This is a genomic window from Raineya orbicola, assembly GCF_002843425.1.
GTDB classification, from domain to species: domain Bacteria; phylum Bacteroidota; class Bacteroidia; order Cytophagales; family Thermonemataceae; genus Raineya; species Raineya orbicola.
In genome coordinates this window covers 1-22986 of sequence record NZ_NKXO01000019.1, presented here as the reverse complement: position 1 = coordinate 22986, position 22986 = coordinate 1, and the positions used below count along the sequence as shown (strand labels likewise).

The window sequence follows — 22986 nt, the reverse complement described above, 5'->3', positions numbered from 1 at the left end:
TGAAAATGTTACCTATTAAGGTTCAGGTTGTAATACTCTATTGATAACGTGAATTACACCATTTGTAGCATTTCTATTTGCTTGAGTTACATTAGCATTATTGTATCCGGCAGTTAAACCTACGGGATCGCCGGGTTTGATAGTCGTACCAATATAAGTCTGGCGATTCAGAGTAACTCCTGATGTTCCTACTTCTACATTGATAGGACGACCTCCTACGAATGAAAGAAAAGGTCCTGAAAGCAAGCCTCCTGTAAATATTCTACCTGATGCATTATGCATATGGTGATTTATGATTCTTTGCCCTGCAACACTGTTGATAAAAGCCGCCGCAGAAAGTGAATCAATTATACCTACTGCATTAAGAGCCGCATTAGTAGGCACAAAAATAGTCAAATTTTGTCCTGCAAATACCGTACTTGCACCAGTAGCGGGAAGCATACCTACAAAACGAGTACTTTTTAAGGTTTGACGCAATGTTGCTGCACCAGGTATAAAAGTTTGATTAGGAGCCGTTAAATCAGGGCGGGTATTTGCCATCATTCTAAACAAGCTCAAATTAGGGTCAGAGGCAATCACCTGATACATTGTTTGAGTAGGAGGCACAAGCACTCCCTCTATTTTGTGAATCACAGCATTTTTGGCAGGTACATCAGGAGTAGTAACCTTGAAACCATTTACAAAAATTTCACCTAAACGAGGTACATTAATCCATATTTGGTTATTAGGAAGTTGAGCTCCTGTTTCGTTTACCCCTGAAGTTATCTGGCGTGCAAAACGGAAATTTTCTGTGGCAAGTACGTGATAGCGAATTACGTTTCTCACTACATCTTCGGGCAATGCACCCACATTGATATTTGCCGCTGTAAAAGCTGCATTCGTGGGAGCAAAAATAGTAAACTTTGCAGGGAAACGGCTATATTCTCCCTCTAATTTTGCTTTACGAATAGCCGAAGCAAAAGTGCTTAATTCAGGGTCGCTATCTATCACTTCCATAGCATTTTGAGTAGCACTTTGCAATTCTTTGGGAAGCGGCTGCAACTGATTATCATCGCTTCTTTCTTTGAAATTACAGGAAGCAAATCCTAATATGGTTATTAGCGATAAACTCAAATATATTTTTTTCATTTTCTTGAAGTTTTGAGGTTACAACATAATTCTGTAAGTCAAACGCTTGTAGTTTTCGCTTGCCTTGATACTACCGTCTTCTGTGCCAAGTAGCTCAAGTACCAACAGCACAGCATTACCCGGCGAGGGAGCCGACTGCAAAATTCTAACGCCACACTCTGCGGTACTTCTATTAGCTGGTATTACAAAAGAGCCATTGCTACCTACTTTATTTAGTAATTGGTAATGAGTACCTTCTACCGCAGTAGTACGTGTAGGATCTACACGATACAAGATAGTTACATCATTAGGTCTCTGTTCGCCCACTAAATTTACGCGTGCAAAAATATCTCCTGCACCATTATTAACGTTGATAGTAGGGAAAGATACAGGAGCCCCTGCTACAATAGCGGCATTGAACTCTACAACAGCCGGTCCGCTGTATAACACTTCAGGGTCTTTGAAACACGCAGTGTGTGTCAGAAGAATTACAGAAAGTACAAAATATAATGTCTTTTTCATTGCTTTTTCTTGTTTATTTTAGTAACCAGCATTTTGAACCAAGTTAGGATTAGCATCTATTTCAGACTGCGGAATAGGAGCTAATATTCTAAAATCTGTAAAGGGCAAAGTACCCAAAGGTCTTGCAATATTCAGTCCATTACGCTTCAAATCAAAGAAACGATGTCCTTCAAAAGCAAATTCTAAGCGTCTTTGGCGTAAAATTTCGTTAAGCAGAGCCTCCCCTGTTAGAGTAACCGATACAGAAATAAGAGCCGCTCCACCACCGCCGAGGTATCTGTTTCTAATTACAAATGCAAGATTAGCTTGTGCTTGTGCTGTATTTCCTAAATGATAATGAGCCTCTGCTAAGGTTAGATAAAGTTCAGGAGTGCGAATAAGTGGTACATTGTCCAAATTCACCTGTCCATTTTTGCCATAAAACTTAGTTAACTCGCTCAATGCTTGGTTACCTCTACCAGGAGAACCTCTTCTTACGATACCATCAGTAGCACCAGAAACAGCAGCAGGGAAACGAACATCAGCAGCAGGAGCAGAAGGTGACGCTGTAGTACCTGCTGGCATCGTAGCACCATCAGCTACCAAATTTACACCATAAGCATCATTCATTACCAAATCTCCCCAACCTCCAGTAACCGAAGTAGATTGATTAAGAACGGTAGAAGTAAAAGAAGCCTGTAAAGACTCATTCACCCCTATATTTTCAGGAGTTTGAAAAGGAAGTTCTAAAATTGCCTCAGGATGAACAGGGCTTCTCCAAGCTTGGAAATAACTTCCCGCCGATACCATAGCAGGAGCACCCGAAGTAAGAGCTATGTTAGCTCGCTGTATAGCAGTAGCATAATCTCTTCTATACAAAGCAACTCTTGCATATAGAGCATTTGCAGCAGCTAGTCCAGCAAAAGCGGGGGTGCTAATTGTACCTGCATTAGAAAGACGTGCTACGGCCTCATCTAAGTCTTTGTAGATTTGGTCATATACTTCTGACACTAAATTTCTACGTGGGAATTTGATTTGAGAAGCATCTAAAACCCCCTCTAAAATAATAGGGACTCCGCCTCTATCTAAAGCGGGTACTTCTGCACCAGGATCGTAAGCATAGCTTTTTACTAAATCGTGGTATGCCAAAGCTCTGAGGAAATAAGCCTGTCCTAATATAGCATTACGATTAGGCTCGGTTATTTCTGCTACTTTAGGCACTGCCTCTATAATCAAATTTACTTGATTGATAAGTGTGTAGTGCTGAGTCCAGCAGTTTACATGATTACCGGGTACATTTTGCAAATGACCTTGTAAGCGTCCAGAATTAGTAGAACTACCATTAGTTCCCGAACGTCCTCTACCATTATCTGACAGCGCCTCTGCCCAAACAATCATTCTACTTCCATACAAATCCAAGTTTTGCAATCTATCATAGCAACCTCTTAAAGCCGCAAGTATTGCTGTTTCATTTGTAAGAGCATTTTGAGAGTCAATGGACTGCCTTGGCTGCACATCTAACACATTCTTGCAAGCAACAAGCAAGAACATTGTAAGAATACTAGCAAACAAATATATTTTTTTCATCTTTTTTATGCGTTTTCAGTTTAGAAACCAAATTGTAAGCCAATAGTATATTGACGAGATTGAGGTACAGCGTTATTATTACCACCGGTGAGGTTATTCAAGTTGGTAATATCTGTAAATTCAGGGTCGAAGCCGGGCCACTTGGTGAAAGTGAGTAGGTTGATAGCTTGTAAATAGATTCTAACATTGCTTAGTTTCATTCTCTCCAAAGCGTCAGGTTGGAAAGTATAAGCTAATGTAAGTTGCTTCAAGCGAATATAAGAAGCATCGGCTACTGTGCGACTACCCGCCAAATGAGAAGCTCCACCGGGTTCAGTATTTCCATTGAAGGGACGAGGTACGTAAGTCATTTGTCCGGGTACCATCCATCTATCTTCAAAAATACGCGTGTCTCCATTAAATTGTCTTCCTCCATTTTCGCTAAAGAACGAGCCAAGTGAATTAAATGCCATTCTGCCAAACTCATATTGGAAAAAGGCTGAAAGCTCAAAACCTTTGTAAGAAAGTACATTGGTAAATCCGCCATACCACTCAGCAAAGCCATCACCTATCACGCGAGCATCATTAGCAAATACTGGCTGGTAAATAATGTTTCCGTTTCTATCCTTAAACATTGGTCTTCCTGTAGCAGGATTTACGCCAATATACTCAGTTGTAAAGATAGTGCCAAGAGGATGACCTACGCGAATACCTGTATTACCGGGCAGTACCTTCAAGTCATCAAAGAGTTTGGTAACCTCGTTGCGAATGAAAGTAACATTGAAGTTAGTTGTCCATTTGAAACCTCCTTTGCTATCTACATTGATAGTATTGAGATTAAATCCTATACCTCTGTTTTGGAGTTCGCCCACATTTTGGGTAATAGCACTGAAGCCATTAGTAATAGGCAATGGTCTTTCAAGTAGTAAGTCTTTGGAGGTTCTAATAAAGTAATCTACAGAACCTTGTATGCGATTACGCAAGAAACCAAAATCCAAAGCTATGTTTGCAGTTTCGTTCTTCTCCCAACGAAGGTCCGGGTTAGAGAGGTTAGAAGGAGCAATTATGCCTTGTCCGTTATACTGCCCTCCTGAACCGTATAAGCCACGTGCAGCAAAATTTCCAATTTGGTCATTACCCGTTTGCCCCCAGCTAGCACGTAGTTTTAAGTCGCTGATAAGATTGCTGTTTTTCAAGAAGTTCTCTTCTGAAATTACCCAAGCGGCAGAAACAGCAGGGAACCAACCCCATCTATTATTGATACCAAAACGGGAAGAACCATCATAACGTACAGTACCCGAAAGAATATATTTTTTTGCAAAATCATATTTTACATTTGCAAAAGTACCTAATCTTCTAAAACTTGTCCAAAAACCTCCTACACTCAAAGGATTAGCGGCAGAGTTTGCATATTGGAAATCAGGAGTAGGGAACTGATCCGCAGAAAAGCTAACTCCTTGGTATATCTCTTCTCTAAACTCAACCCCTGCCAAAGCATTTACGGAATGTTTTTCAGCAAAAGTTTTGGTATAATTCAGCGTTTGTGTGGTAATCCAGTTAACATTTCGCTCAGAAGTTTCTGTAAGAAGCCCCGCCCTATTGAAAGCATCAGGAGTACGAGGGTCGCGGTACTGGCGTCCGTTAGTACTTTTGTAATCTATACCAAAAAGTGAGCGAAAAGTGAACCCTTTGGCAATTTCGTAATTACCTGTAACATTGGCTACTGCTTGGTTGGTAAGATTATTAGATTTATTATAGACATAGTTAGCAATTACGTTTTGGTTCAAAATACCTATTAGATTTGTAGGAGGCACGCCATTGAAAGAGCCATCACTTAGGTAGATAGGATTCATTGGCAATATTAATAAGGTAGCAAAGTTACCATCACCCAAGAAGTTACCCACAGTACGGGTAAAAGGAGCATTTTGCTGGATGGTAGCGAGTGTAAGGTTAGTTTCAAGACTTAATTTGTTAGAAACTTGAAAATCTAAATTCGCTTTTACATTACCTCTTCTAAAATCAACATTTCTTGTATTACCATCTTGCTGGTTGTAAGAAGCAGAAACGTAATACTTAACTCTTTCGGCTCCACCGGAAACATTTGCTTCGTAGTTAGCAATATTACCGTATTGGAAGTTTTCATTTTGCCAGTTGTAGCTGGGTTGCAAGTCCAATTGGTCTATAGTAGCAGTAGAGCGAATTTCACTGAGATAGGTTCCCAAAACATTCAGAGTATTTGCTCCTGCTGCTGCGGCTTGATTACCCAAAGCCTCCATTCTGATAGTTCTGTATTGTTGAGAATTGAGATTAGGAAGCTGGGCTATAGGTTCTACAAAACCTCTATAATAGTTGAAGTTGAGTTTTGCTTTACCAACTTTACCTCTTTTGGTAGTAATGAGTACTACACCATTTGCGGCTTGTGAACCATAGATAGAAGCAGCGGCGGCATCTTGCAATACCTCCACAGATTCAATATCGTTAGGGTTCAAGAATGCAAGAGGGTTTGTAGATGTATTGAAAGAGTCGTCTCGGTTATTCATCTGCACACCATCTACAATGTAAAGTGGCTCATTACCTGCAAGTACTGAACCGATACCTCTAATTCTTACACGTACCGCACTACCAGGAGTACCTGAAGCACCTTGTACAAGCACACCCGCCATACGTCCTTGAATGGCACGGTCGAAACTTTGCATAGGCAAGTTCTGAATAACATCGCCCTTTACTTGACTAATAGCCCCCGTAATTTCTCTACGGCTTTCTGTACGATACCCTACTACCACGATGTCTTCAATTTTTTCATCTTCCAAAGTAGTAGCAATGTAAGAACGATTACCCACGGTAATTTCCTGTTCTACGTAATCAAGGGCTTTGATAACTATAACAGCCCCCGTAGGAACTTTCAAGGTGTAATTTCCATCAGCATCAGTAGCAACACCAATACTGGGATTACCTTTTACAAAGACAGATGCCCCGGGAATAGCGTTCCCCTTTCTGTCAGTAACTTTACCGGAAACGGTTTGCTCTTGAGCGAAAGTCTGAAAGACTATCATAAACATAAGAGCAAAACCCAGCAGTAGATACTTCCTCATAGAGTTAAGTTGGGTTTTAGGTTTAGTTTAACATTAATAAAAAATTTGGTTGCCAAGAAATAAATTTGTTGGCGTAATTGCAAATTTACTTACATTTTTTTTGTTTTAGTAAGCATTTTCACAATTACATTTTGCTGAAAAACAATACTATAAAACTTCATTTTTTATTTAGATTGTTTTTAAGCGTGTGCAATTTATTAAAATTGGCTTAATATTCCAAAAAAATAAAAAAATATTTTTTAACTTACTTCAATATTTTTGGGATAATTTTGTTAAGTTCAATGAATAGAATGTACGATATCAACTATTCTGTATGGTTCGGCTTTTACTCACCATACAGAATAGCTAAATCAAACAATCAGGAAATATCAGATGAACAAATTATAGTGAGGTGGGTTTTACAGCAAATTTTTAATGTATTCCTGTAAAGGCTCAAAAGGGATTTTTTCTATTACCTCTTCGGCAAAGGCTTGCAAAAGAATTTTTCTGGCAACTGCTTCACTAATACCACGCGAACGCATATAAAACAAAGCCGTTTCATCAAGTTTGCCCGTAGTAGCTCCGTGAGAGCATTTTACATCATCTGCCCAAATTTCTAACTGCGGTTTGGTGTAAATACTTGCCTGCTCACTCAAAAGCACGTTTCTGTTCTGCTGGTAAGCATTAGTTTTCTGTGCTTCGGGACGTACATAAATTTTTCCATTAAATACCCCCGTGGCACTCTCATCAAAAAGCCCTTTATACAACTCATTGCTATATGAGTTGGGTTTGCGATGGTCGGCAAGGGTATGATGGTCAATGTGAGATTTTCCTTTGAGATAAGAAAGTCCGTACATTAAAGTTTCACAATGCTCACCTTCAATAAGCATATTCAAATTATTACGCACCAAATGCCCCGCCAACGAAAACGTATAACTTGCAAAATGACTATAATTTTGCTGTTCTACCTGCGTAGTATCCACACGATATATTTTATTTTGCTCATTTTGCAATTTGTAAAAAGAAAAATGTGCGTTTTCTGATACAAATATTTCTGTAACTTCACTTGCAAAACTTACGTGTTCGCCTTCCGCCAAATACATATTGATAACTTGAACTTCACTGCTTGGTTCAGCTATAATTACATTTCTCTGTAAAAAAGCTGTACTTTCACCACTACTTAAATGATAGATTACCAAAGGTTTATCTAAAACTACTTTTGCAGGAATATGCAAAAAATAACCATTCTGAGCAAAAGCAGTATTGAGAGCGTTGAAATAGTCTTTTTCAATATCCAAAGTTTTAGCAAAATAGCCCTGTAATTTACCCTTTTTTTCTGCTTCTACTATTGAAAGCATTTCTACTTGCTTGGGCAAAATAGAATGACTTTCTTGCAAAAAACCATTGATAAACACCATTCGGTAAGTATCTTGTAAAACAAAATGCTTTTCTATTTCAGAAATAGCATTCTTTGAGGCTAATTGCCACGTTTCATTCAGTAAGCCTTTCAAATTCGTATATTTCCACTCCTCGTGTTTGGTAGTAGGGATTTGTAAGTTTTCAAGTGCTTGCAAAGCCTTTTGACGAGCCTCACCTTGTAGCACAACATCATTAAATATATCGTGAAGTTTTTTTTCAGTCGCAACCATTGAGTTTTGTTGATTTAAGAGTTTGAAATCAGTTCTAACTTCTTAGTAGGAACAAATTTTTTAGATTTTGCTTCTATATTCGGAGAGCAAACTTTCAGCTTTTCCAAAAAAATCAGGATACTTCGCAAATTTAGGTCTTGATAATACCTCGTAGTATTCTGCCATTAAAGGTTCTGATACACAAAGAATAAACTTCTCCTCAATAAACAATTCGTATAAGATTTTATACGGATAACTGCGTTGAATTAGCGAAGAAACTATAACGTTTGTATCAATGACTATTCTTTGCATTTCTTACTGCTTTTACTTCTTCGCTTATCTCGTCCATAGTCATTGAAGACAGCCCGTACTTTTCTGCTAACTCCACACATTTATGTAGATTTTGCCTCATAATTTCTCTGCTAATAAGTTCAACAAGTTCAGTAAAGGTTATATTTTCTTTGCCAATACCGAACTTATTAAACTCTACCTCCGAGATAGAAACATTAAGCGTTTTCATAATCATTTAGAAATTTTACACACCTGCTACTGCTTCCGTTTTTACCCAATCGTAGCCTTTGGCTTCCAGTTCTTGGGCGAGTTCTTTACCCCCTGACTTAATAATTTTGCCGTCGTAAAGTACGTGTACAAAATCAGGCTGAATGTAGTCTAAAATACGTTGAAAATGCGTAATTATCAGAAAAGCATTTTGCGGATTGCGAAGTTTATTTACTCCTTCTGCCACAATTCGCAAGGCATCTATATCTAATCCCGAGTCGGTTTCGTCTAATATTGCTAAACGTGGTTCAAGCATTGCCATCTGAAAAATTTCATTTCGCTTTTTCTCGCCCCCCGAAAAACCTTCATTCAAAGAACGTTTCATCAAACTTTCATCTATATGTAAAATTTTCGCTTTTTCTTTGAGTAGTTTTAGAAACTGCACAGCATCCAGAGGCTCTAATCCACGATATTTGCGAATTTCATTGAGAGCCGTTTTTAGAAAATTAGTAGTAGTAACGCCCGGAATTTCTATAGGGTGTTGAAAAGCTAAAAAAATACCTTCGCCTGCACGTTCTTCGGGGGCAAGTTCTAAAAGATTTTTATCCAAAAAAGTAATACTGCCTTCGGTAACTTCGTAAGCCTCTTTGCCTGCCAAAACAGAAGCAAGCGTACTTTTTCCCGAACCATTCGGTCCCATTATGGCGTGAATTTCCCCTGCTTTAATCTCCAAATTCAAACCTTTGAGGATAGGTTTATCGTCTATTTTAGCGTGAAGGTTTTCTATTTTCAACATAAACAAAAAATTAGGTGAAAAATTTTACAAAGCTAAAACACAAAAAAAGAGATTTTTGTTCAAGAAATAAAGATGGGACAATAAAGAGCGTACCCGCAGAGAGAATCGAACTCCCACCTTCAGAACCGGAATCTGACATTCTATCCATTAAACTATGCGGGCAATTTTTTATTTTTGTGCAAAATTAAATTTTTTTATGCTAATTTGCCAAAAAACTATCAAAAAATGCTTTCAGAAAGCGAAATAAAGGCTCTTATTACATTACTTGACGACGAAGATAGTGAAATTGTAAAACACGTAGAAGCTCAAATTCTTGCCGCAGGAACAGCCATTTTGCCTTTTTTAGAAAATGAATGGCAAAGCAGAAGTTTGCAACCCCTCTTGCACGAAAGATTAGAGCAAATTATTCATTCTTTGCGTTTTGAGTCGCTCAAAAATCGTTTTAAGGAATGGAAAAACAAAGAAAGCGAAGATTTGCTCAAAGGGGCTTGGCTTATTGCTACGTACCAATACCCCGAAGTTTCTTATGAAAGTCTTAAAGAGCAAATTGAGCAAATTTACTACAATGTTTGGGGGCATTTCCGCGAGAACCTTCACCCTTACGACCAGGTCAGAATTATCAATTATGTGCTTTTTGATGAAATGAAATTCAGTGCTAATACGCAAAATTTCCACTCTCCCGCCAATAGTATGCTCAATCGGGTGCTTGAAACTCGCAAGGGCAATCCTATTTCTTTATGTATTCTGTATTTGCTGGTAGCTCAAAAGTTGAATTTGCCTATTTATGGCGTCAATATGCCTAATCTTTTTATTCTGATTTATCAAGGTTCGGAGCGTCCTTTTTACATCAACGCCTTCAATCGGGGGCTGATTTTTACAAAATCGGATATAGATAACTACATCGCCCAACTCGGACTAATGCCCCAAGAAAGTTTTTACACCCCTACTTCTCATTTGGAAATTATCAAAAGAGTTTGCCGAAACCTGATTGTTTCTTACGAACAACTCGGCGAAACCGAAAAAATGCAAGAATTGCAAGAAATTTTAGATATTTTGTCGGAATAAACATTTTGGGCGGTTGAAAAATGCTTCATTACTTCGTTATTTACAAACCTTATGGCGTGCTTAATCAATTCACAGATGATTTGGGCAGACCGACCCTTGCCTCACTTTATGATTTCCCCAAAGATGTGTATCCTGTGGGGCGTTTGGATATTGATAGCGAAGGACTACTGCTCCTTACCAATGACAAAAGCGTAAATCATCGCTTGCTCAATCCGAAATTTAAGCACACCAAAACTTACTGGGTGCAAGTAGAAGGACAAATCACACAAGAAGCTATCCAAAAATTAGAAAGTGGTTTAGATATTCGTATTGAGGGTAAAATGTATCATACTTTACCTGCAAAGGCTTTTATCTTTGAAACCCCGCCACAAGTGCCTGAACGAAACCCGCCCATACGTTTTCGTAAAAATATCCCTACGTCTTGGATAAGTTTGAGTATTGTGGAAGGTAAAAAACATCAGGTTCGGAAAATGACCGCCGCCGTAGGTTTCCCAACCCTCCGGCTTATTCGCTATCAAATTCAACATCTGACTTTGGAAAATATGCAAGTAGGTGAAGTACGAAAACTTTCGCAAAAAGAAGTATATCAAAAACTATTTGGTAAAGGGTAAAAAGCAAGTTTTATTTTTGAACTAACTTTGCTTTTTCAAGGTCAAAAAGTTCGCTCAAAACATCTATGAGTGTATCGGCTTCGCCACGCTTACAAGCGGCTTTGAGTTGCAAAACAGGGAACTTCAATATTTTCTGCATCAAATTGCCTGTGATTTTATCTAAAAGTTCTGCTTCTTGTTCGCTGATTTTTTTGCTGTATTTAGAAAGTTCCTCTTTACGAATTTGCTCCAAAGCATTTTTGATTTTCTGAATAACAGGCGAAATTTCCATTTCCTTGCTCCAATCCAGAAATTCATTGATAGCTTCTTGCATAATAGCTCTCACGGCAGGAATTTCAGCCTGACGGCGTTGTAAGGTTTCTTGCGTTTTTTGCTCCAAGTGGTCAATATCATACACCAAAAAGCCTGCAATTTCCTCTAAATCCAAAGACACACTACGGGGTACGGAAAGGTCAATGAAATATTTTTGTTTCAAAATTTCCTTGCTCGTAAAACAGGCTTTATGAATAAAATTAGGCACCGCCACCGAACTAATTACCACATCAGCATTTTGAATTTCTTGCCAAATGTCTGCAAAAGGGGCTACTGCAAAACCTGTTTCCTGTGCCAAAATTTCGGCTTTTTCGGTGGTTCGGTTGCAAATTTTTACATTATTAAATTTACCCTGCAAGTTTTTGCAAACATCTGTACCTATTTCCCCCAAACCAAGCACCAAAATTTGCGGATTTTCCCAAAGCATCTGAATGGATTGCAACAACTCCACTGCCGCATAAGCTATGGAAGCGGCTCCATCACGAAAAGAGGTTTCTTGAGCTATGCGTTTGTTGGTGAAAAATATGCTGTGCAATAAACGATGTAAGAACGCCCCTGCCAATTGCAGGTCTGCCGAATACTGATAAGCCTTTTTTACTTGGTTGATTATCTGAATATCTCCCAGAATTTGAGAGTTCAAACCAAGTGAAACCTCAAAAAGATGCTCTATGGCAGGTATGCCTTCAAAAATTTGAAAACTCTTGATGTATTTTGCCAGTGAGCTATCACCTTTGAAAGCTACCAAAGCCTGCAAAATTGCCTCGTTCAGTTCTCTTTCAGAATGGTAATAAATTTCTGTACGATTGCAAGTAGAAACCACTAACGCCTCGTTCAGCTCAAAAATATCTTTCAAATACAGCAAAAAGTCTTGGGTTTCTTTTTCAGACAAAGCAAATTTTTCTCGCACTTCTACCGAAGCATTATGATGAGTCAGGCAAATTGCTTTGAAAGAATCGTACATAGCTCAATTATTTTTCTGGCAAACCGATTGTAAAAATCAAATGTTTGCACAAAAATAGCAGGTAGAAACGAGAAAAATAAATGATTTTTATCAGAATAGCGTAATTTAGAAATTTTCTAAATAGTCCGTCTGTAATTTTTCAGCCCTTTCTTGAATAAGTTGCCAAGCGTTCAGTATGTGTTTTTGCAAAACATAAGTTTGAGCTACTACCATTCGCAAAGTGTATTTGCCGTTGAGCTTGGTGTGGCTCATATACACTTTGCCTGTGGCATTAAGTGTTTGCAAAAGTTTTTCATTAAGCGTATTAAGCAAGTTTTCGTCTGTAATATGCGTAGGTTTGTAACGGAAGCAAATCAGATTGAGCGTAGTAGGTGCTAAAATTTCAAAATCGGGGTGTGTGGCTATTTTGCGAGTAAGGTCTTGGGCAAGTTGAATATGCTCACGCAAGCGTTTTTGCAAACCTCGCAAGCCCCAACTTCTCATCACAAACCAAAGTTTCAAGGCTCTGAAACGCCTGCCCAAAGGTATGCCCCAATCGCGATAATTATTCACAAGACTATCATTTTGTGTTTTGAGGTATTCGGGTAAAATTTCAAAAGTACGGATAAGCCATTCTTTTTCTTTCACAAAATATGCCGAACAATCAAAATTTACAAACATCCATTTATGCGGGTTAAATACATAACTATCGGCTTTTTCAATGCCTTTTAAGTAGTGCCTAAATTCAGGCAAAAGAAAAGCCGTACCCGCATAAGCGGCATCTACGTGAAGCCACAAATGATGTTTTTGAGCAATTTCAGATAATTTTTCTAAATCGTCAAAAGCTGTTGAGCTTGTTGTACCGAGTGTTGCGACTATACAAAGGGGTTTTTTGTCGTCTTGCCAATCGGCTTCTATGAGTTTTTCAAGTAAATCGGTACGAATAGCAAAATGCTCATCACAAGGCACTTGCACAAAATTTTCTTTGCCAATACCTGCAATTTTTACAGCTTTTTCTATGGAAGAGTGTGTTTGCACGGAGGCATATACACGGAAATTCGTAAAAGATTCAAAGCCTTTTTCGTTGATTTGAAAGTCAGAAAACTTTTCTCTTGCCGAAAGCAAAGCACAAAGCGTAGCCGAAGAAGCCGTATCCTGAATAACCCCGCTCCACGTTTCGGGCAAGCCACAGGCTTTTTTGAGCCAATTCATCATTTTTTCCTCTAATTCGGCAGCAGCAGGGCTGGTTTCCCAAATCATACACTGAGCCCCCATAGCCGCTGTAAGCATTTCCGCCAAAAGCGATTCATAACTGGAATTTGCAGGAAAATAGGCAAAAAAATTCGGACTTTGCCAATGCGTAATGCCTTTCAGAATGATTTGCTGAAAATCTTGCCAAATTGCTGAAAAATCTTCGCTATTTGCAGGCATCTCTTCAGGCAAAGCCTCATAAATCTCACGTGGTTTTACCTGCGATTTTACGGGGTAATGTTCTACGTTTTCCCAATAATCAGCTATCCAATCTGCAACTTGATGAGCTATTTTTCTAAATTCGGTGTTATTGAGCATTTTATATCCGTAAAAAGAAATTAAATCCAACTAAAAATTCAAAATCTGCTTGGCTTTGAGTAAATCTTTATCCTCTTTATCCTCTGCCCATAACTTTTCAAAATATTTTTTGGCACTCGTGGTATCATCTTTTAGAGCCGAAAATATCATTTTGTAAAACAACCCACTATTTTCGGGAAGCAATTCTAAATAAAATTCAGCCCGCTCCAAATTATTTTGTTTGAGATTCCAAACAGCTAAAACTTTACTGCGAAGCTCATCAGATGAACCAATCTGTTCAATTTGTGTAACGTACTTTTTTAATAGTTCGGGATTAGGCTTTTTTTCGTCATAAATCAATATGAGCATCGCCAAATGTTGTAATTCTTGTGGATTTTCGCTCAAAGCCTGTTGCAAGTATTTTTCAGCAGTAATCCATTGTTTATCTATGCCCGACATCAAAATAGTAGCTTCTATAAAGTTTTTAGTTTTCTCCATTTGCCAAGCCTTTTCAAAGTATTCAGTTGATTTTTGGGAATTAGCCAAGAAAGCATAAACCACTCCCAAGTTATTCAACATATAAGTTTTTTGACTTTTGGGAGCTTTATCAAGATTTTTCAAAAAAAATTGCTCTGCTTCTTTTAGCAGTTTTATCCTATTTTTATCCTTTTCTCTAATGATTTCCAGATAGTTATCATTTTTGTTGATTTTTTTAGAATTCTGTAAAACCCATTTCGCCATATTTTCATAGCTTGAAGCAGTAACACAATAGTAATAAAAATGCCCATAAGCTATTGAATTGGGATTTGCTTTGAAGGCTTTTTCTGAAAAAGAAAAATCAGATTGAGTGATGTTTGCAGGATTTTCTCTTGCTCCCAAAAGAAATTTCCACCAAGCCAAATTCTGTTTGTAAGCAAGTAAAGTCAGGTTGTTGGTTTCAACTTGTTTTTCAAAGTTTTCCAAGTAATTTTGTGCCGTTTTTACATCATTTTTGGCAAACAGAGAAAACTCAAAGTTTTTTGCAATTATTGCTTTATCATTGGGGAACTTTTGCGATGCCTCCTGTAAGATTTCTTGCAAAAGTGAGAAGTTTCCTACGCTCCACAAGTAGTCAGTTACATACAGATAAGCAAGCGGATTTTGAGGCTCTTTTTGTTGCCATTCTCTAAATAAAGGAATGGCTTTATCAAAATATTTTGAAGCCTGATTTAGGTCTTTTTTTTGATAGTAAAGCGTAGATATTCTACCATAAATAGGAGCGTCTTTATAGTTGTTTTGCAGTTTTTGCTCCAATTGTTCCAACGAAAGTTCATAGATATCCAAAGAAGGATACAAGGGCGTAACATAATCCGTTGTGCTAAAATTGATGTTAAGAGAATAATTAACACTGGGATAAGACAAGAGTTTTCTCACTTCCTCCTTTTGCTTTTGACTAAACTGCCCCCAAGCAAAGCTCACTTGAAAAAGGCATACTACAACAATAAGAAAAATTCGCATAATGGTAAGGTTTAGAATCAATCAAAAGAGTTTCATTTGAATATTTTTATCAAAAAATTTGGGCAAAAGCAGATTAGTCTTGCAAGTCAAATTTAACTTTTCTATGAAATACAAGGCAATTTCAGGGGCTAAAATATTATCGGGTTCGTGTAAAAAGAAATAAATTCTCTGCAAACCCTGTTTTTGCCACTCGCCAATTTGCCAAATCCATTCATCAAGACGGCTATAATCGGTGGGGTGCAAGCCATTGCCTACAAATCGCACCATAAGAGCAGAATTGGTAATGCGTTGGTGCAGTACATCTCTTCTGCCCGCTACATCAGTGATGACGGTACTTTTATTGTATCTTTCCAAAACTTGAGCGGCTTTTTCAAAATTTTCCTCCTTAAACCACGAAGCGTGCCGAAATTCTACTGCTAATGGAATATCAACAGGAAATTCAGCTAAAAAGTTTTCTAAAATTGGCAGATGTTTTAGCTCGAAATAAGGCGGTAGTTGCAAAAAAGAAAGTCCCAAGTTTTCTTCAAGTCCACTGATGGCTTCGCAAAATTCCGTTACAAGATTCTGACAATTCTGAAGCATTTTCTCGTGTGAAATAGGCTGTGGAAACTTGGGACAAAAGTGAAAATCTTTATTCACTTGTTTTTTCCATAGTTCAATGGTAGCTTTATCAGGAATACGATAGTGTGTAGTATTCAGTTCAATACTATTGAATTGCTCGGCGTAATATTTCAAAAAATCTTTACTTTGAGCTTTGGGTGGATAAATTTTTCCTACCCACTCCTTCTGCGACCAAACAGGAAGCCCTACCCATACCTGCAAAGTTTGTGAGGGGAACTTGGATAAAACCGCTTCATTCGCCTGCTTGCTTGCAGGCAAGCGAAAATCTACTCGGCTAATATCTTGGAGCTTACCAAAATCCATATGCCAAAAGTAAGAAACTTTCAAATTTACACAAATTTTCATTTACCTTTTCTAATGTATAAGTATAAATTGCCAAAGTTTATCTCACATCTCAACTACTTGCAATATTTTTAATTAAAACACAATAATATACACAAAAAAACAAATAAATACAAATACAAAAATTTGATTTTCAATACACTAAAACAAAAACAAAAACTTTTAGTATATTTTTTTGAAGTGTAATTTTTTTTCTATTATTTTTGCAAAAAATTGAAATGCCTATGCTAAAACATTTACTTTTGACGGCAATCGTAGCTTTTATTGTATTACAAGTTTCTTTCGCACAACCTTCTAACGACAATTGTGCAAATGCTATCCCTCTGACCATTAACGCAATATGCACCAACGGACAAACTAATACAGCCACTTCGGAGGCATTAGATGCAGGTGGTTGTACCAGTGCCAATAGCCGTACAGTTTGGTATACTTTTACAGCTACTCAAACCTCACATCATATTTATGTAGATGTAATATCAGCGGGTTTAGATGTAACTTTCACGTTGTATAGTGGTACTTGTGGCTCACTGACAAATCTTGGATGCACCGATGCAGGAATGACTGATATAGACGAGCAAGTTACTTATACAAGTTTTACTATAGGTCAAACTTACAGATTACGTGTAAGTGCCTATGGCAGTACAAATGGAAACTTCTGCGTTTCGGTACGAGGTGCTCCTTCTAATGATGCTTGTAGCAATGCTATTACTCTTACTCCCAATGGTAGTCCAGTTTTAGGTACTAATATTTTAGCTACCAACGATGGCTCTACTACTTGCCTAAATACAGCAAGAAGTGTTTGGTACCAATTTACTGCTACTCATACCACACACCGCATAGAATTAGATATTCTCACTACAACCGCAAATTTAGGATTTCGTTTGTTTCAAGGTTCTTGTGGCAGTCTTACGCCGGTTTTGGGTACTTGTACCGAAGAGGCTAATGGAGCGGGCATAGATGAGGCTTACACTTATACATCGCTTACCGTGGGGCAAACCTACCGAATTATGGTTTCCAGTGCCCCTTCTACTACCCACGAGGGTTGGTTTTATATCAAAGTGATTGCTCCCCCTGCTAATGATGCTTTTGCCAATGCCACAATCTTAACTATCAACGCCGATTGCACACCGGGCAACAACCATTTAGCAACTTCTGATGGTACCTCTTCTTGTCTGAGTACAAGTAGAACCGTTTGGTATAGATTTACTGCTACTCATACCAATCATTTTATAGAGCTTACCCCTGCGGACATTCAATAGCCTATATGGGGAATTTAGGTTTTACATTTTATACAAGTGCATTAGCAGAAATCAATTGCACTAACAACTTTTCAAGCGGTTCGGCAACGGAAAGTAGATGGGTTACAGGACTAAGCGTAGGTAGCGTTTATTACATAGCGGTTTCGGGGGCAACTTCTACCGATAGAGCAGATTTTTGTATTCGTGTTGCGGCACCTCCTGCCAATGATGCTTGTGCCAATGCTCGCAATATTGATGTAGATAAGCCGGGTATCTTTGGGACAAATGTTTTTGCAACCAGTGATGGCTCTATTACTTGCGGAAACCCTAATCGCTCTGTATGGTACAAGTTCATTGCTACTAAAACCAACCATTTGGTTATTGTACATCCGCTTACTACCAGCACCACAAATACCGATTTAGCTTTGGCTGTATATTCAGGCTCTTGTGGCTCACTCACGCAAATAAACTGCACTGACTCATATTCTAATGCCAAAGGCGAAATGGCTATTCTTTCAGGTTTAAGTGTAGGAGCTACTTACCATATTATGGTTACAGGCTATACCGCTAGCGACCAAGCCCCTTTTTCCATAGCTGTGATGAGTAATAATGATGTTTGTACTAATAGAAATCTTGTTGAAATCAATAAAGGTTGGGTACTTGGAGCTGTGCAAGGAATGAATGCCGATGCCCTCACTTTCTGTGGAGCAGATAGCGGTCCCGACAATACTGTTTGGTTCAATTTTATTGCTACCGCCTCCAATGTAACCGTAGAAGTAGAACCCGATGCGGGAAATCCTAGTGGTACAGGAAATCAGCAAGGGTTAGATGTAGAATTTAATGTGTATCACAATTCCAGTGGGGTATGTGGTATTACATTCCTGAATTGCCGAGATAATGTAGGGTATGGAGGTAGGGAAGTTCTTAATCTCACAGGGCTCACCATAGGAGCAAATTATCTAATCGCCGTAGATGGTGAGTATGATAGTTTTACAAGCGAAGGTTCTTTTAGAGTAAGAGTAACTACTGTGCCGCCTTGCGGTGCAAATCCTGCCCCTGCCAATACGTGCAGTGCCGCTCCTACCATTAGTAACCTAAATGGCTATTGTGGTGTTACCAGCGTATCTTACAACCCTAACTTTTACAATAACTTAAATAACTTGAGCCAAACTTTTTGCAGTACATCTGCTTCTATTGAAAATAACTCCTTCTTGAAATTCGTAGCCAATGATATTCAAGCTACTTTTGAATGGGCTATTACTTCCAATGCTCCTAATGGCGGTCCTCCTTGCGACCAAGGCATACAAATTCAAATTTACGAAGTAATTGGCACAGATTGCGAAACAGGCATTTGGAAGCCTATTTCCTCTTGCCCCGACCCTACGGGACCTGTGGGTTCAAGTGGTTCTATTACGGTTACAGGACTTACCCCCGGCAAAACTTACTACATAATGTTTGACGGCTTTGCTGGTGATGAATGTGGCTATCGTATGAGCGTACCTGAAAATTCAGGTGTGGTGCTTCCCGTAGAGTTTATTTCTTTCCGTGCCAAAAGAGAAAAACCTTACAACCGCCTAATGTGGCAAACAGCCCAAGAAATCAACTTATCTTATTTTGAAATTCAATGGAGCAAAGACGGCTCAACTTTTGTGAGTTTGGATAGAATTTCCGCCCAAAACAAAGCCTCTTTTTATACTTACGAACATAAAGCTGTAGAATTTGGGCATTACTACTATCGTTTGCGTATTGTAGAAAAAGATGGCAAGCAAAGTTTTAGCCCCGTAGAAAGTGTTTATATTAAGCCTTACAACGATTTGGAAGTAAGTTTCTATCCTACTCCTTTCAAAGAAAAAGGCACTTTAGAATGTTTTGCTCCTGAAAACTTAGAAGCTACAATGCAGGTTTTCAATATGAAAGGTGTAAAACTTTTTGAAAAACAACTCTCTTTACAAGAAGGTAAAAACGAATTTGAGCAAAATTTTGAATATTTAGCCAAAGGCATTTACCTCTTGAAAGTTACTGCTTCCAATGGCGAGCAAAAAACTATTCGTATTGTGAAAAATGAATAAGGATTTTTGGGCTAAAAACAAAGGGCTTCGCTAAAAACGAAGCCCTTTATTTTTCTCTTTTCTCGCTACTTTCTTGTCTTGTATCCAATTCTACACTTCCTCTGCTTTTACGATATTTTCAAATACGATTCTATCGTACTCATCAGTAGTTACGTAAATTGCACTATCTTTTTGGATATTACCTGCAAGAATTTCCTTGCTAAGCTCGTTGAGCAATCGTTTCTGAATAGCTCTTTTGAGCGGTCTGGCACCAAATTGGGCATCAAAACCAACTTCTGCAAGCACTCTTTTTACTTTCTCATCAAATTCAATTTCCACCTGATTTTCAGCAAGCATCTTTTTAACTCCCGCAAGTTGAATATCCACAATTCGCAAAATATCTTTTTTGTTGAGCGGTCTGAACATTACAATTTCATCTATGCGGTTCAAAAATTCAGGGCGAATTTGTTTTTTCAGCAAAGCTAACACTTCTTCTTTGGTTTCCTCAATTACATCAAATTCGTTTTCCTCATTTATTTTTGCAAAATTTTCCTGAATAATGCTTGAACCCATATTGGAGGTCATTATGATGATAGTGTTTTTGAAATTTGCAGTTCTGCCCTTATTATCTGTTAATCTACCATCATCAAGCACCTGCAAAAGAATATTAAACACATCAGGGTGAGCTTTTTCAATTTCATCAAGCAAAATCACACTATAAGGCTTACGACGAACTGCCTCTGTAAGTTGCCCACCCTCATCATAACCCACATAACCGGGAGGAGCTCCAATCAGACGACTTACAGCGTGGCGTTCTTGATACTCGCTCATATCTATTCTTACCATATTGTTTTCGTCGTTGAATAGATATTCGGCGAGGGTTTTGGCAAGCTCTGTTTTACCCACCCCTGTTGTTCCTAAAAAGAGGAACGAACCAATAGGACGTTTAGGGTCATTCAGCCCTGCACGACTACGCCTTACCGCATCAGCTACCACCTGAATAGCTTGTGCTTGTCCTGCTACACGTTTAGAAAGTTCTTCTTCAAGATGTAAAAGTTTTTCTTTTTCCGATTGCAACATCTTTTGCACAGGAATACCTGTCCATTTGGCAACAACTTCCGCAATATTTTCAGAGGTAACCTCCTCGCGAAGCATTGAGTTTTCCCCTTGTAGCTCTTTAAGTTGTGTTTGATAATCCTTTAAGCGTTTTTCTGCTTCTAAAATTTTTCCATATCGTAATTCGGCTACTTTGCCGTAGTCGCCTGCTCTTTCGGCTTGTTCGGCTTCAATTTTGTAACGCTCAATATTTTCTTTTTCAGCCCGAATTTTATCAACAATTTCTTTTTCAGCTTTCCATTTTGCCATTAGGCTATCGCGTTTTTCGGAAAGCTCGGCTATTTCTTTGGAAAGAATTTTTTCTTTTTCTACATCTTTTTCTCTGCGAATCGCCTCACGCTCAATTTCTAATTGCATTATTTTGCGGTTGAGTTCATCTAACTCTTCGGGCATAGAGTCAATTTCCATACGGAGCTTTGCGGCGGCTTCGTCCATTAAGTCAATGGCTTTATCAGGCAAAAATCTATCAGAAATGTACCGATGCGAAAGTTCCACCGCTGCAATTATGGCATCATCTTTAATACGAACGCCGTGATGCAATTCATATTTTTCCTTAATACCCCGCAAAATAGAAATAGCATCTTGCGGACTAGGTTCATCAACCATTACCGCTTGGAAACGGCGTTCAAGGGCTTTGTCTTTTTCAATGTATTTTTGATATTCATTGAGTGTTGTAGCACCAATGGCGTGCAATTCGCCACGGGCAAGGGCAGGTTTCAAAAGGTTGGCGGCATCCATTGCACTATCGCCTCCTGCACCTGCTCCTATGAGCGTGTGAATTTCATCAATGAAAAGAATTATTTCACCTTCCGAATCGGTTACTTCTTTAATAACCGATTTCAAACGCTCTTCAAACTCTCCTTTGTATTTTGCTCCCGCAACCAAAAGCCCCATATCCAAAGCGACAATGGTTTTGGTTTTTAGGTTTTCAGGAACATCACCATTCACAATTCTTTGAGCCAAGCCCTCTACGATAGCTGTTTTACCTACCCCAGGCTCACCCAAAAGAATAGGGTTGTTTTTGGTTCGGCGGGAAAGAATTTGCAAAACTCTACGAATTTCCTCATCACGCCCAATCACTGGGTCTATTTTCCCCTGACGAGCCAATTCGTTTAAGTTTTTAGAATAGCGTTCTAAAGAACGATATTTAGCTTCGGCGTTTTGGTCGGTTACACGGCTATTGCCCCGCAATTCCTTGATAGCCTGAATGAGAGCTTTTTCAGTAAAACCTGCATCTTTGAGAATTTGGGCAGTTTTATCTTTACCTGCAAGCAAGCCCAAAAGAATATGCTCTATGGCTACGAATTCATCTTTGAATTCACTCAAATAGCGTTCGGCACGTTGCAGAGCCGCCGCCGCTTCGTTCGAAAGATAAGGACTTTCACCTGATGACTTGGGATAAGTGGAAATAAGTTCCTCTACTTTATTTCTAACAAAGTTTTTGCTTGCTCCGCACTTCTGAAACAGAAAGTTTATGGTGTTTTCATCACTTTCCAAAAGAGCTTTTGCCAAATGTCCTGTTTCTATGATGGGTTGCTGATTGCCCAAAGCCATTTGGCTTGCCTGTTGCAACAATTCCTGACTCTTGATAGTATAACGATTGAAATTCATAGTGGTAAAATTTTAATAAGCATTCTTCAAAAGATAAGCCAAAAAGAATTTTATGACAAAATGTCGCTTCCTCTTGAATTATTACTTAATCTTTTGACAAAACAGGCAGGGAGTAAGTGAAGTTTTTCGTAATTGCTGACAGGTTGTAAGAAAAGAATGAACGTAAAAGAATATACTTTCCATAAACACAAAAATCCTGCACTGATGTTAGTGCAGGATTTTTGATAAAAATGATAAAGGGGCGGCATTTACTCTCCCAGCTGTTACGCCAGTACCATCAACGCTTCGGGGCTTAACTGCTCTGTTCGGAATGGGAAGAGGTGATCACCCTAGCCATAGCCACCCGCAAGACCTTCCAGCAAGTTCTTCCTTTCTTTCTTTTTTCTCTTCACTTCCTTCTCTCCTCTCTCTTCTTTTCCTTCTCCTCAATAACTTGCTCAATTACAATATTTTTCTTTTCTTAACAAGTTGCTCAATCTACAATAACTCCACCGCAGTAACTCCAAGTAACATTCGGGTGATTAGTATAGCTCGGCTCAACGTATTACTACGATTACACCTGCTACCTATCTACGTGGTCTTCTCCCACGACCCTCAACGAATACTCATCTCGGGGCGAGTTTCACACTTAGATGCTTTCAGCGTTTATCTCTTCCGAACTTAGCTACTCTGCCGTGCAGTTGGCACCACAACAGATTCACCAGCGGTTCGTCCGACCCGGTCCTCTCGTACTAAGGTCAGCCCCCCTCAATATTCTTCGCCCGCAACAGATAGAGACCGAACTGTCTCACGACGTTCTGAACCCAGCTCGCGTGCCACTTTAATGGGCGAACAGCCCAACCCTTGGGACCTTCTCCAGCCCCAGGATGT

17 protein-coding genes, 1 tRNA gene and 2 rRNA genes are annotated in these 22986 nt (G+C 38.8%); 4 read left to right on the top strand and 16 right to left on the bottom strand.

Annotated elements, in window-relative coordinates:
- Positions 1 to 15: 15 nt before the first annotated feature.
- The 9 genes from Rain11_RS06970 to Rain11_RS06930 form a co-directional block, all read right to left on the bottom strand.
- On the bottom strand, positions 16 to 1128 hold the full coding sequence (locus tag Rain11_RS06970) for a fasciclin domain-containing protein (protein WP_101358629.1): 1113 nt from the start codon (positions 1126 to 1128) through the stop codon (positions 16 to 18).
- 18 nt (positions 1129 to 1146) lie between these two features.
- Positions 1147 to 1629, bottom strand: coding sequence for a hypothetical protein (locus Rain11_RS06965; RefSeq protein ID WP_101358628.1), 483 nt, complete (start codon positions 1627 to 1629; stop codon positions 1147 to 1149).
- Positions 1630 to 1647: 18 nt separating this feature from the next.
- Positions 1648 to 3195: a RagB/SusD family nutrient uptake outer membrane protein gene (locus Rain11_RS06960; RefSeq protein WP_101358627.1), complete on the bottom strand. Its 1548-nt coding sequence runs from the start codon at positions 3193 to 3195 to the stop codon at positions 1648 to 1650.
- A 20-nt stretch (positions 3196 to 3215) separates the two neighbouring features.
- The gene (locus Rain11_RS06955) at positions 3216 to 6266 is read right to left on the bottom strand and encodes a SusC/RagA family TonB-linked outer membrane protein (RefSeq protein WP_101358626.1); all 3051 of its coding nucleotides are present in this window, start codon (positions 6264 to 6266) and stop codon (positions 3216 to 3218) included.
- 398 nt (positions 6267 to 6664) lie between these two features.
- The gene (gene sufD, locus Rain11_RS06950; RefSeq protein ID WP_101358625.1) at positions 6665 to 7894 is read right to left on the bottom strand and encodes a Fe-S cluster assembly protein SufD; all 1230 of its coding nucleotides are present in this window, start codon (positions 7892 to 7894) and stop codon (positions 6665 to 6667) included.
- Positions 7895 to 7954: 60 nt separating this feature from the next.
- On the bottom strand, positions 7955 to 8185 hold the full coding sequence (locus Rain11_RS06945; protein WP_101358667.1) for a putative toxin-antitoxin system toxin component, PIN family: 231 nt from the start codon (positions 8183 to 8185) through the stop codon (positions 7955 to 7957).
- Complete coding sequence (locus Rain11_RS06940) at positions 8166 to 8393, bottom strand: hypothetical protein (protein WP_101358668.1); 228 nt, start codon at positions 8391 to 8393, stop codon at positions 8166 to 8168. The genes Rain11_RS06945 and Rain11_RS06940 overlap by 20 nt, the downstream gene beginning before the upstream one ends.
- 15 nt (positions 8394 to 8408) lie before the next feature.
- Positions 8409 to 9167: a Fe-S cluster assembly ATPase SufC gene (sufC, locus tag Rain11_RS06935; RefSeq protein ID WP_101358624.1), complete on the bottom strand. Its 759-nt coding sequence runs from the start codon at positions 9165 to 9167 to the stop codon at positions 8409 to 8411.
- Between the two features lie 90 nt (positions 9168 to 9257).
- Positions 9258 to 9329: transfer RNA gene (locus Rain11_RS06930), tRNA-Arg, on the bottom strand.
- 63 nt (positions 9330 to 9392) lie between these two features.
- On the opposite strand from Rain11_RS06930, the gene Rain11_RS06925 reads away from it, so the two are divergent.
- Positions 9393 to 10232 carry a transglutaminase-like domain-containing protein gene (locus Rain11_RS06925; protein ID WP_101358623.1) on the top strand — a complete coding sequence of 280 codons (840 nt, stop codon included), beginning with the start codon at positions 9393 to 9395 and terminating at the stop codon, positions 10230 to 10232.
- A gap of 20 nt (positions 10233 to 10252) precedes the next feature.
- Positions 10253 to 10843, top strand: coding sequence for a pseudouridine synthase (locus tag Rain11_RS06920; RefSeq protein ID WP_101358622.1), 591 nt, complete (start codon positions 10253 to 10255; stop codon positions 10841 to 10843).
- Between the two features lie 10 nt (positions 10844 to 10853).
- Here the strand turns inward: Rain11_RS06920 and hemA are convergent, their stop codons facing one another.
- From hemA to Rain11_RS06900, 4 genes are all read right to left on the bottom strand, one after another.
- Complete coding sequence (gene hemA, locus Rain11_RS06915; protein WP_101358621.1) at positions 10854 to 12116, bottom strand: glutamyl-tRNA reductase; 1263 nt, start codon at positions 12114 to 12116, stop codon at positions 10854 to 10856.
- A gap of 105 nt (positions 12117 to 12221) precedes the next feature.
- Positions 12222 to 13664 carry a pyridoxal phosphate-dependent decarboxylase family protein gene (locus Rain11_RS06910; protein WP_101358666.1) on the bottom strand — a complete coding sequence of 481 codons (1443 nt, stop codon included), beginning with the start codon at positions 13662 to 13664 and terminating at the stop codon, positions 12222 to 12224.
- Between the two features lie 30 nt (positions 13665 to 13694).
- Positions 13695 to 15140, bottom strand: coding sequence for a tetratricopeptide repeat protein (locus tag Rain11_RS06905; RefSeq protein ID WP_101358620.1), 1446 nt, complete (start codon positions 15138 to 15140; stop codon positions 13695 to 13697).
- Positions 15141 to 15161: 21 nt separating this feature from the next.
- Entirely contained in the window at positions 15162 to 16088 is a 927-nt protein-coding gene (locus Rain11_RS06900; protein WP_243390556.1) for a DUF72 domain-containing protein, read from the bottom strand.
- 239 nt (positions 16089 to 16327) lie between these two features.
- Between Rain11_RS06900 and Rain11_RS06895 the strand changes: the two genes are divergently transcribed.
- The gene (locus Rain11_RS06895) at positions 16328 to 17362 is read left to right on the top strand and encodes a hypothetical protein (protein WP_133121528.1); all 1035 of its coding nucleotides are present in this window, start codon (positions 16328 to 16330) and stop codon (positions 17360 to 17362) included.
- A 5-nt stretch (positions 17363 to 17367) separates the two neighbouring features.
- Entirely contained in the window at positions 17368 to 19410 is a 2043-nt protein-coding gene (locus Rain11_RS06890; RefSeq protein WP_101358618.1) for a T9SS type A sorting domain-containing protein, read from the top strand.
- A gap of 90 nt (positions 19411 to 19500) precedes the next feature.
- Here Rain11_RS06890 and clpB read toward each other — a convergent pair whose 3' ends face one another.
- The 3 genes from clpB to Rain11_RS06875 all read right to left on the bottom strand — a co-directional run.
- Complete coding sequence (gene clpB, locus Rain11_RS06885; RefSeq protein ID WP_101358617.1) at positions 19501 to 22116, bottom strand: ATP-dependent chaperone ClpB; 2616 nt, start codon at positions 22114 to 22116, stop codon at positions 19501 to 19503.
- A 236-nt stretch (positions 22117 to 22352) separates the two neighbouring features.
- Positions 22353 to 22463 (bottom strand): 5S ribosomal RNA (gene rrf, locus Rain11_RS06880).
- Between the two features lie 153 nt (positions 22464 to 22616).
- Positions 22617 to 22986, bottom strand: a 23S ribosomal RNA gene (locus Rain11_RS06875); the annotation flags it as partial.

Bases quoted from the DNA above. Each gene is read 5' to 3' on its own strand.
- Rain11_RS06905 (WP_101358620.1), bottom strand. From the start codon at position 15,140: ATGCGAATTTTTCTTATTGTTGTAGTATGCCTTTTTCAAGTGAGCTTT.
- Rain11_RS06895 (WP_133121528.1), top strand. From the start codon at position 16,328: ATGCTAAAACATTTACTTTTGACGGCAATCGTAGCTTTTATTGTATTA.
- Rain11_RS06940 (WP_101358668.1), bottom strand. From the start codon at position 8,393: ATGAAAACGCTTAATGTTTCTATCTCGGAGGTAGAGTTTAATAAGTTC.
- hemA (WP_101358621.1), bottom strand. From the start codon at position 12,116: ATGTACGATTCTTTCAAAGCAATTTGCCTGACTCATCATAATGCTTCG.
- Rain11_RS06910 (WP_101358666.1), bottom strand. From the start codon at position 13,664: ATGCTCAATAACACCGAATTTAGAAAAATAGCTCATCAAGTTGCAGAT.
- sufC (WP_101358624.1), bottom strand. From the start codon at position 9,167: ATGTTGAAAATAGAAAACCTTCACGCTAAAATAGACGATAAACCTATC.
- Rain11_RS06890 (WP_101358618.1), top strand. From the start codon at position 17,368: ATGGGGAATTTAGGTTTTACATTTTATACAAGTGCATTAGCAGAAATC.
- Rain11_RS06920 (WP_101358622.1), top strand. From the start codon at position 10,253: ATGCTTCATTACTTCGTTATTTACAAACCTTATGGCGTGCTTAATCAA.
- Rain11_RS06925 (WP_101358623.1), top strand. From the start codon at position 9,393: ATGCTTTCAGAAAGCGAAATAAAGGCTCTTATTACATTACTTGACGAC.
- Rain11_RS06970 (WP_101358629.1), bottom strand. From the start codon at position 1,128: ATGAAAAAAATATATTTGAGTTTATCGCTAATAACCATATTAGGATTT.
- Rain11_RS06965 (WP_101358628.1), bottom strand. From the start codon at position 1,629: ATGAAAAAGACATTATATTTTGTACTTTCTGTAATTCTTCTGACACAC.
- Rain11_RS06945 (WP_101358667.1), bottom strand. From the start codon at position 8,185: ATGCAAAGAATAGTCATTGATACAAACGTTATAGTTTCTTCGCTAATT.
- Rain11_RS06955 (WP_101358626.1), bottom strand. From the start codon at position 6,266: ATGAGGAAGTATCTACTGCTGGGTTTTGCTCTTATGTTTATGATAGTC.
- sufD (WP_101358625.1), bottom strand. From the start codon at position 7,894: ATGGTTGCGACTGAAAAAAAACTTCACGATATATTTAATGATGTTGTG.
- Rain11_RS06960 (WP_101358627.1), bottom strand. From the start codon at position 3,195: ATGAAAAAAATATATTTGTTTGCTAGTATTCTTACAATGTTCTTGCTT.
- clpB (WP_101358617.1), bottom strand. From the start codon at position 22,116: ATGAATTTCAATCGTTATACTATCAAGAGTCAGGAATTGTTGCAACAG.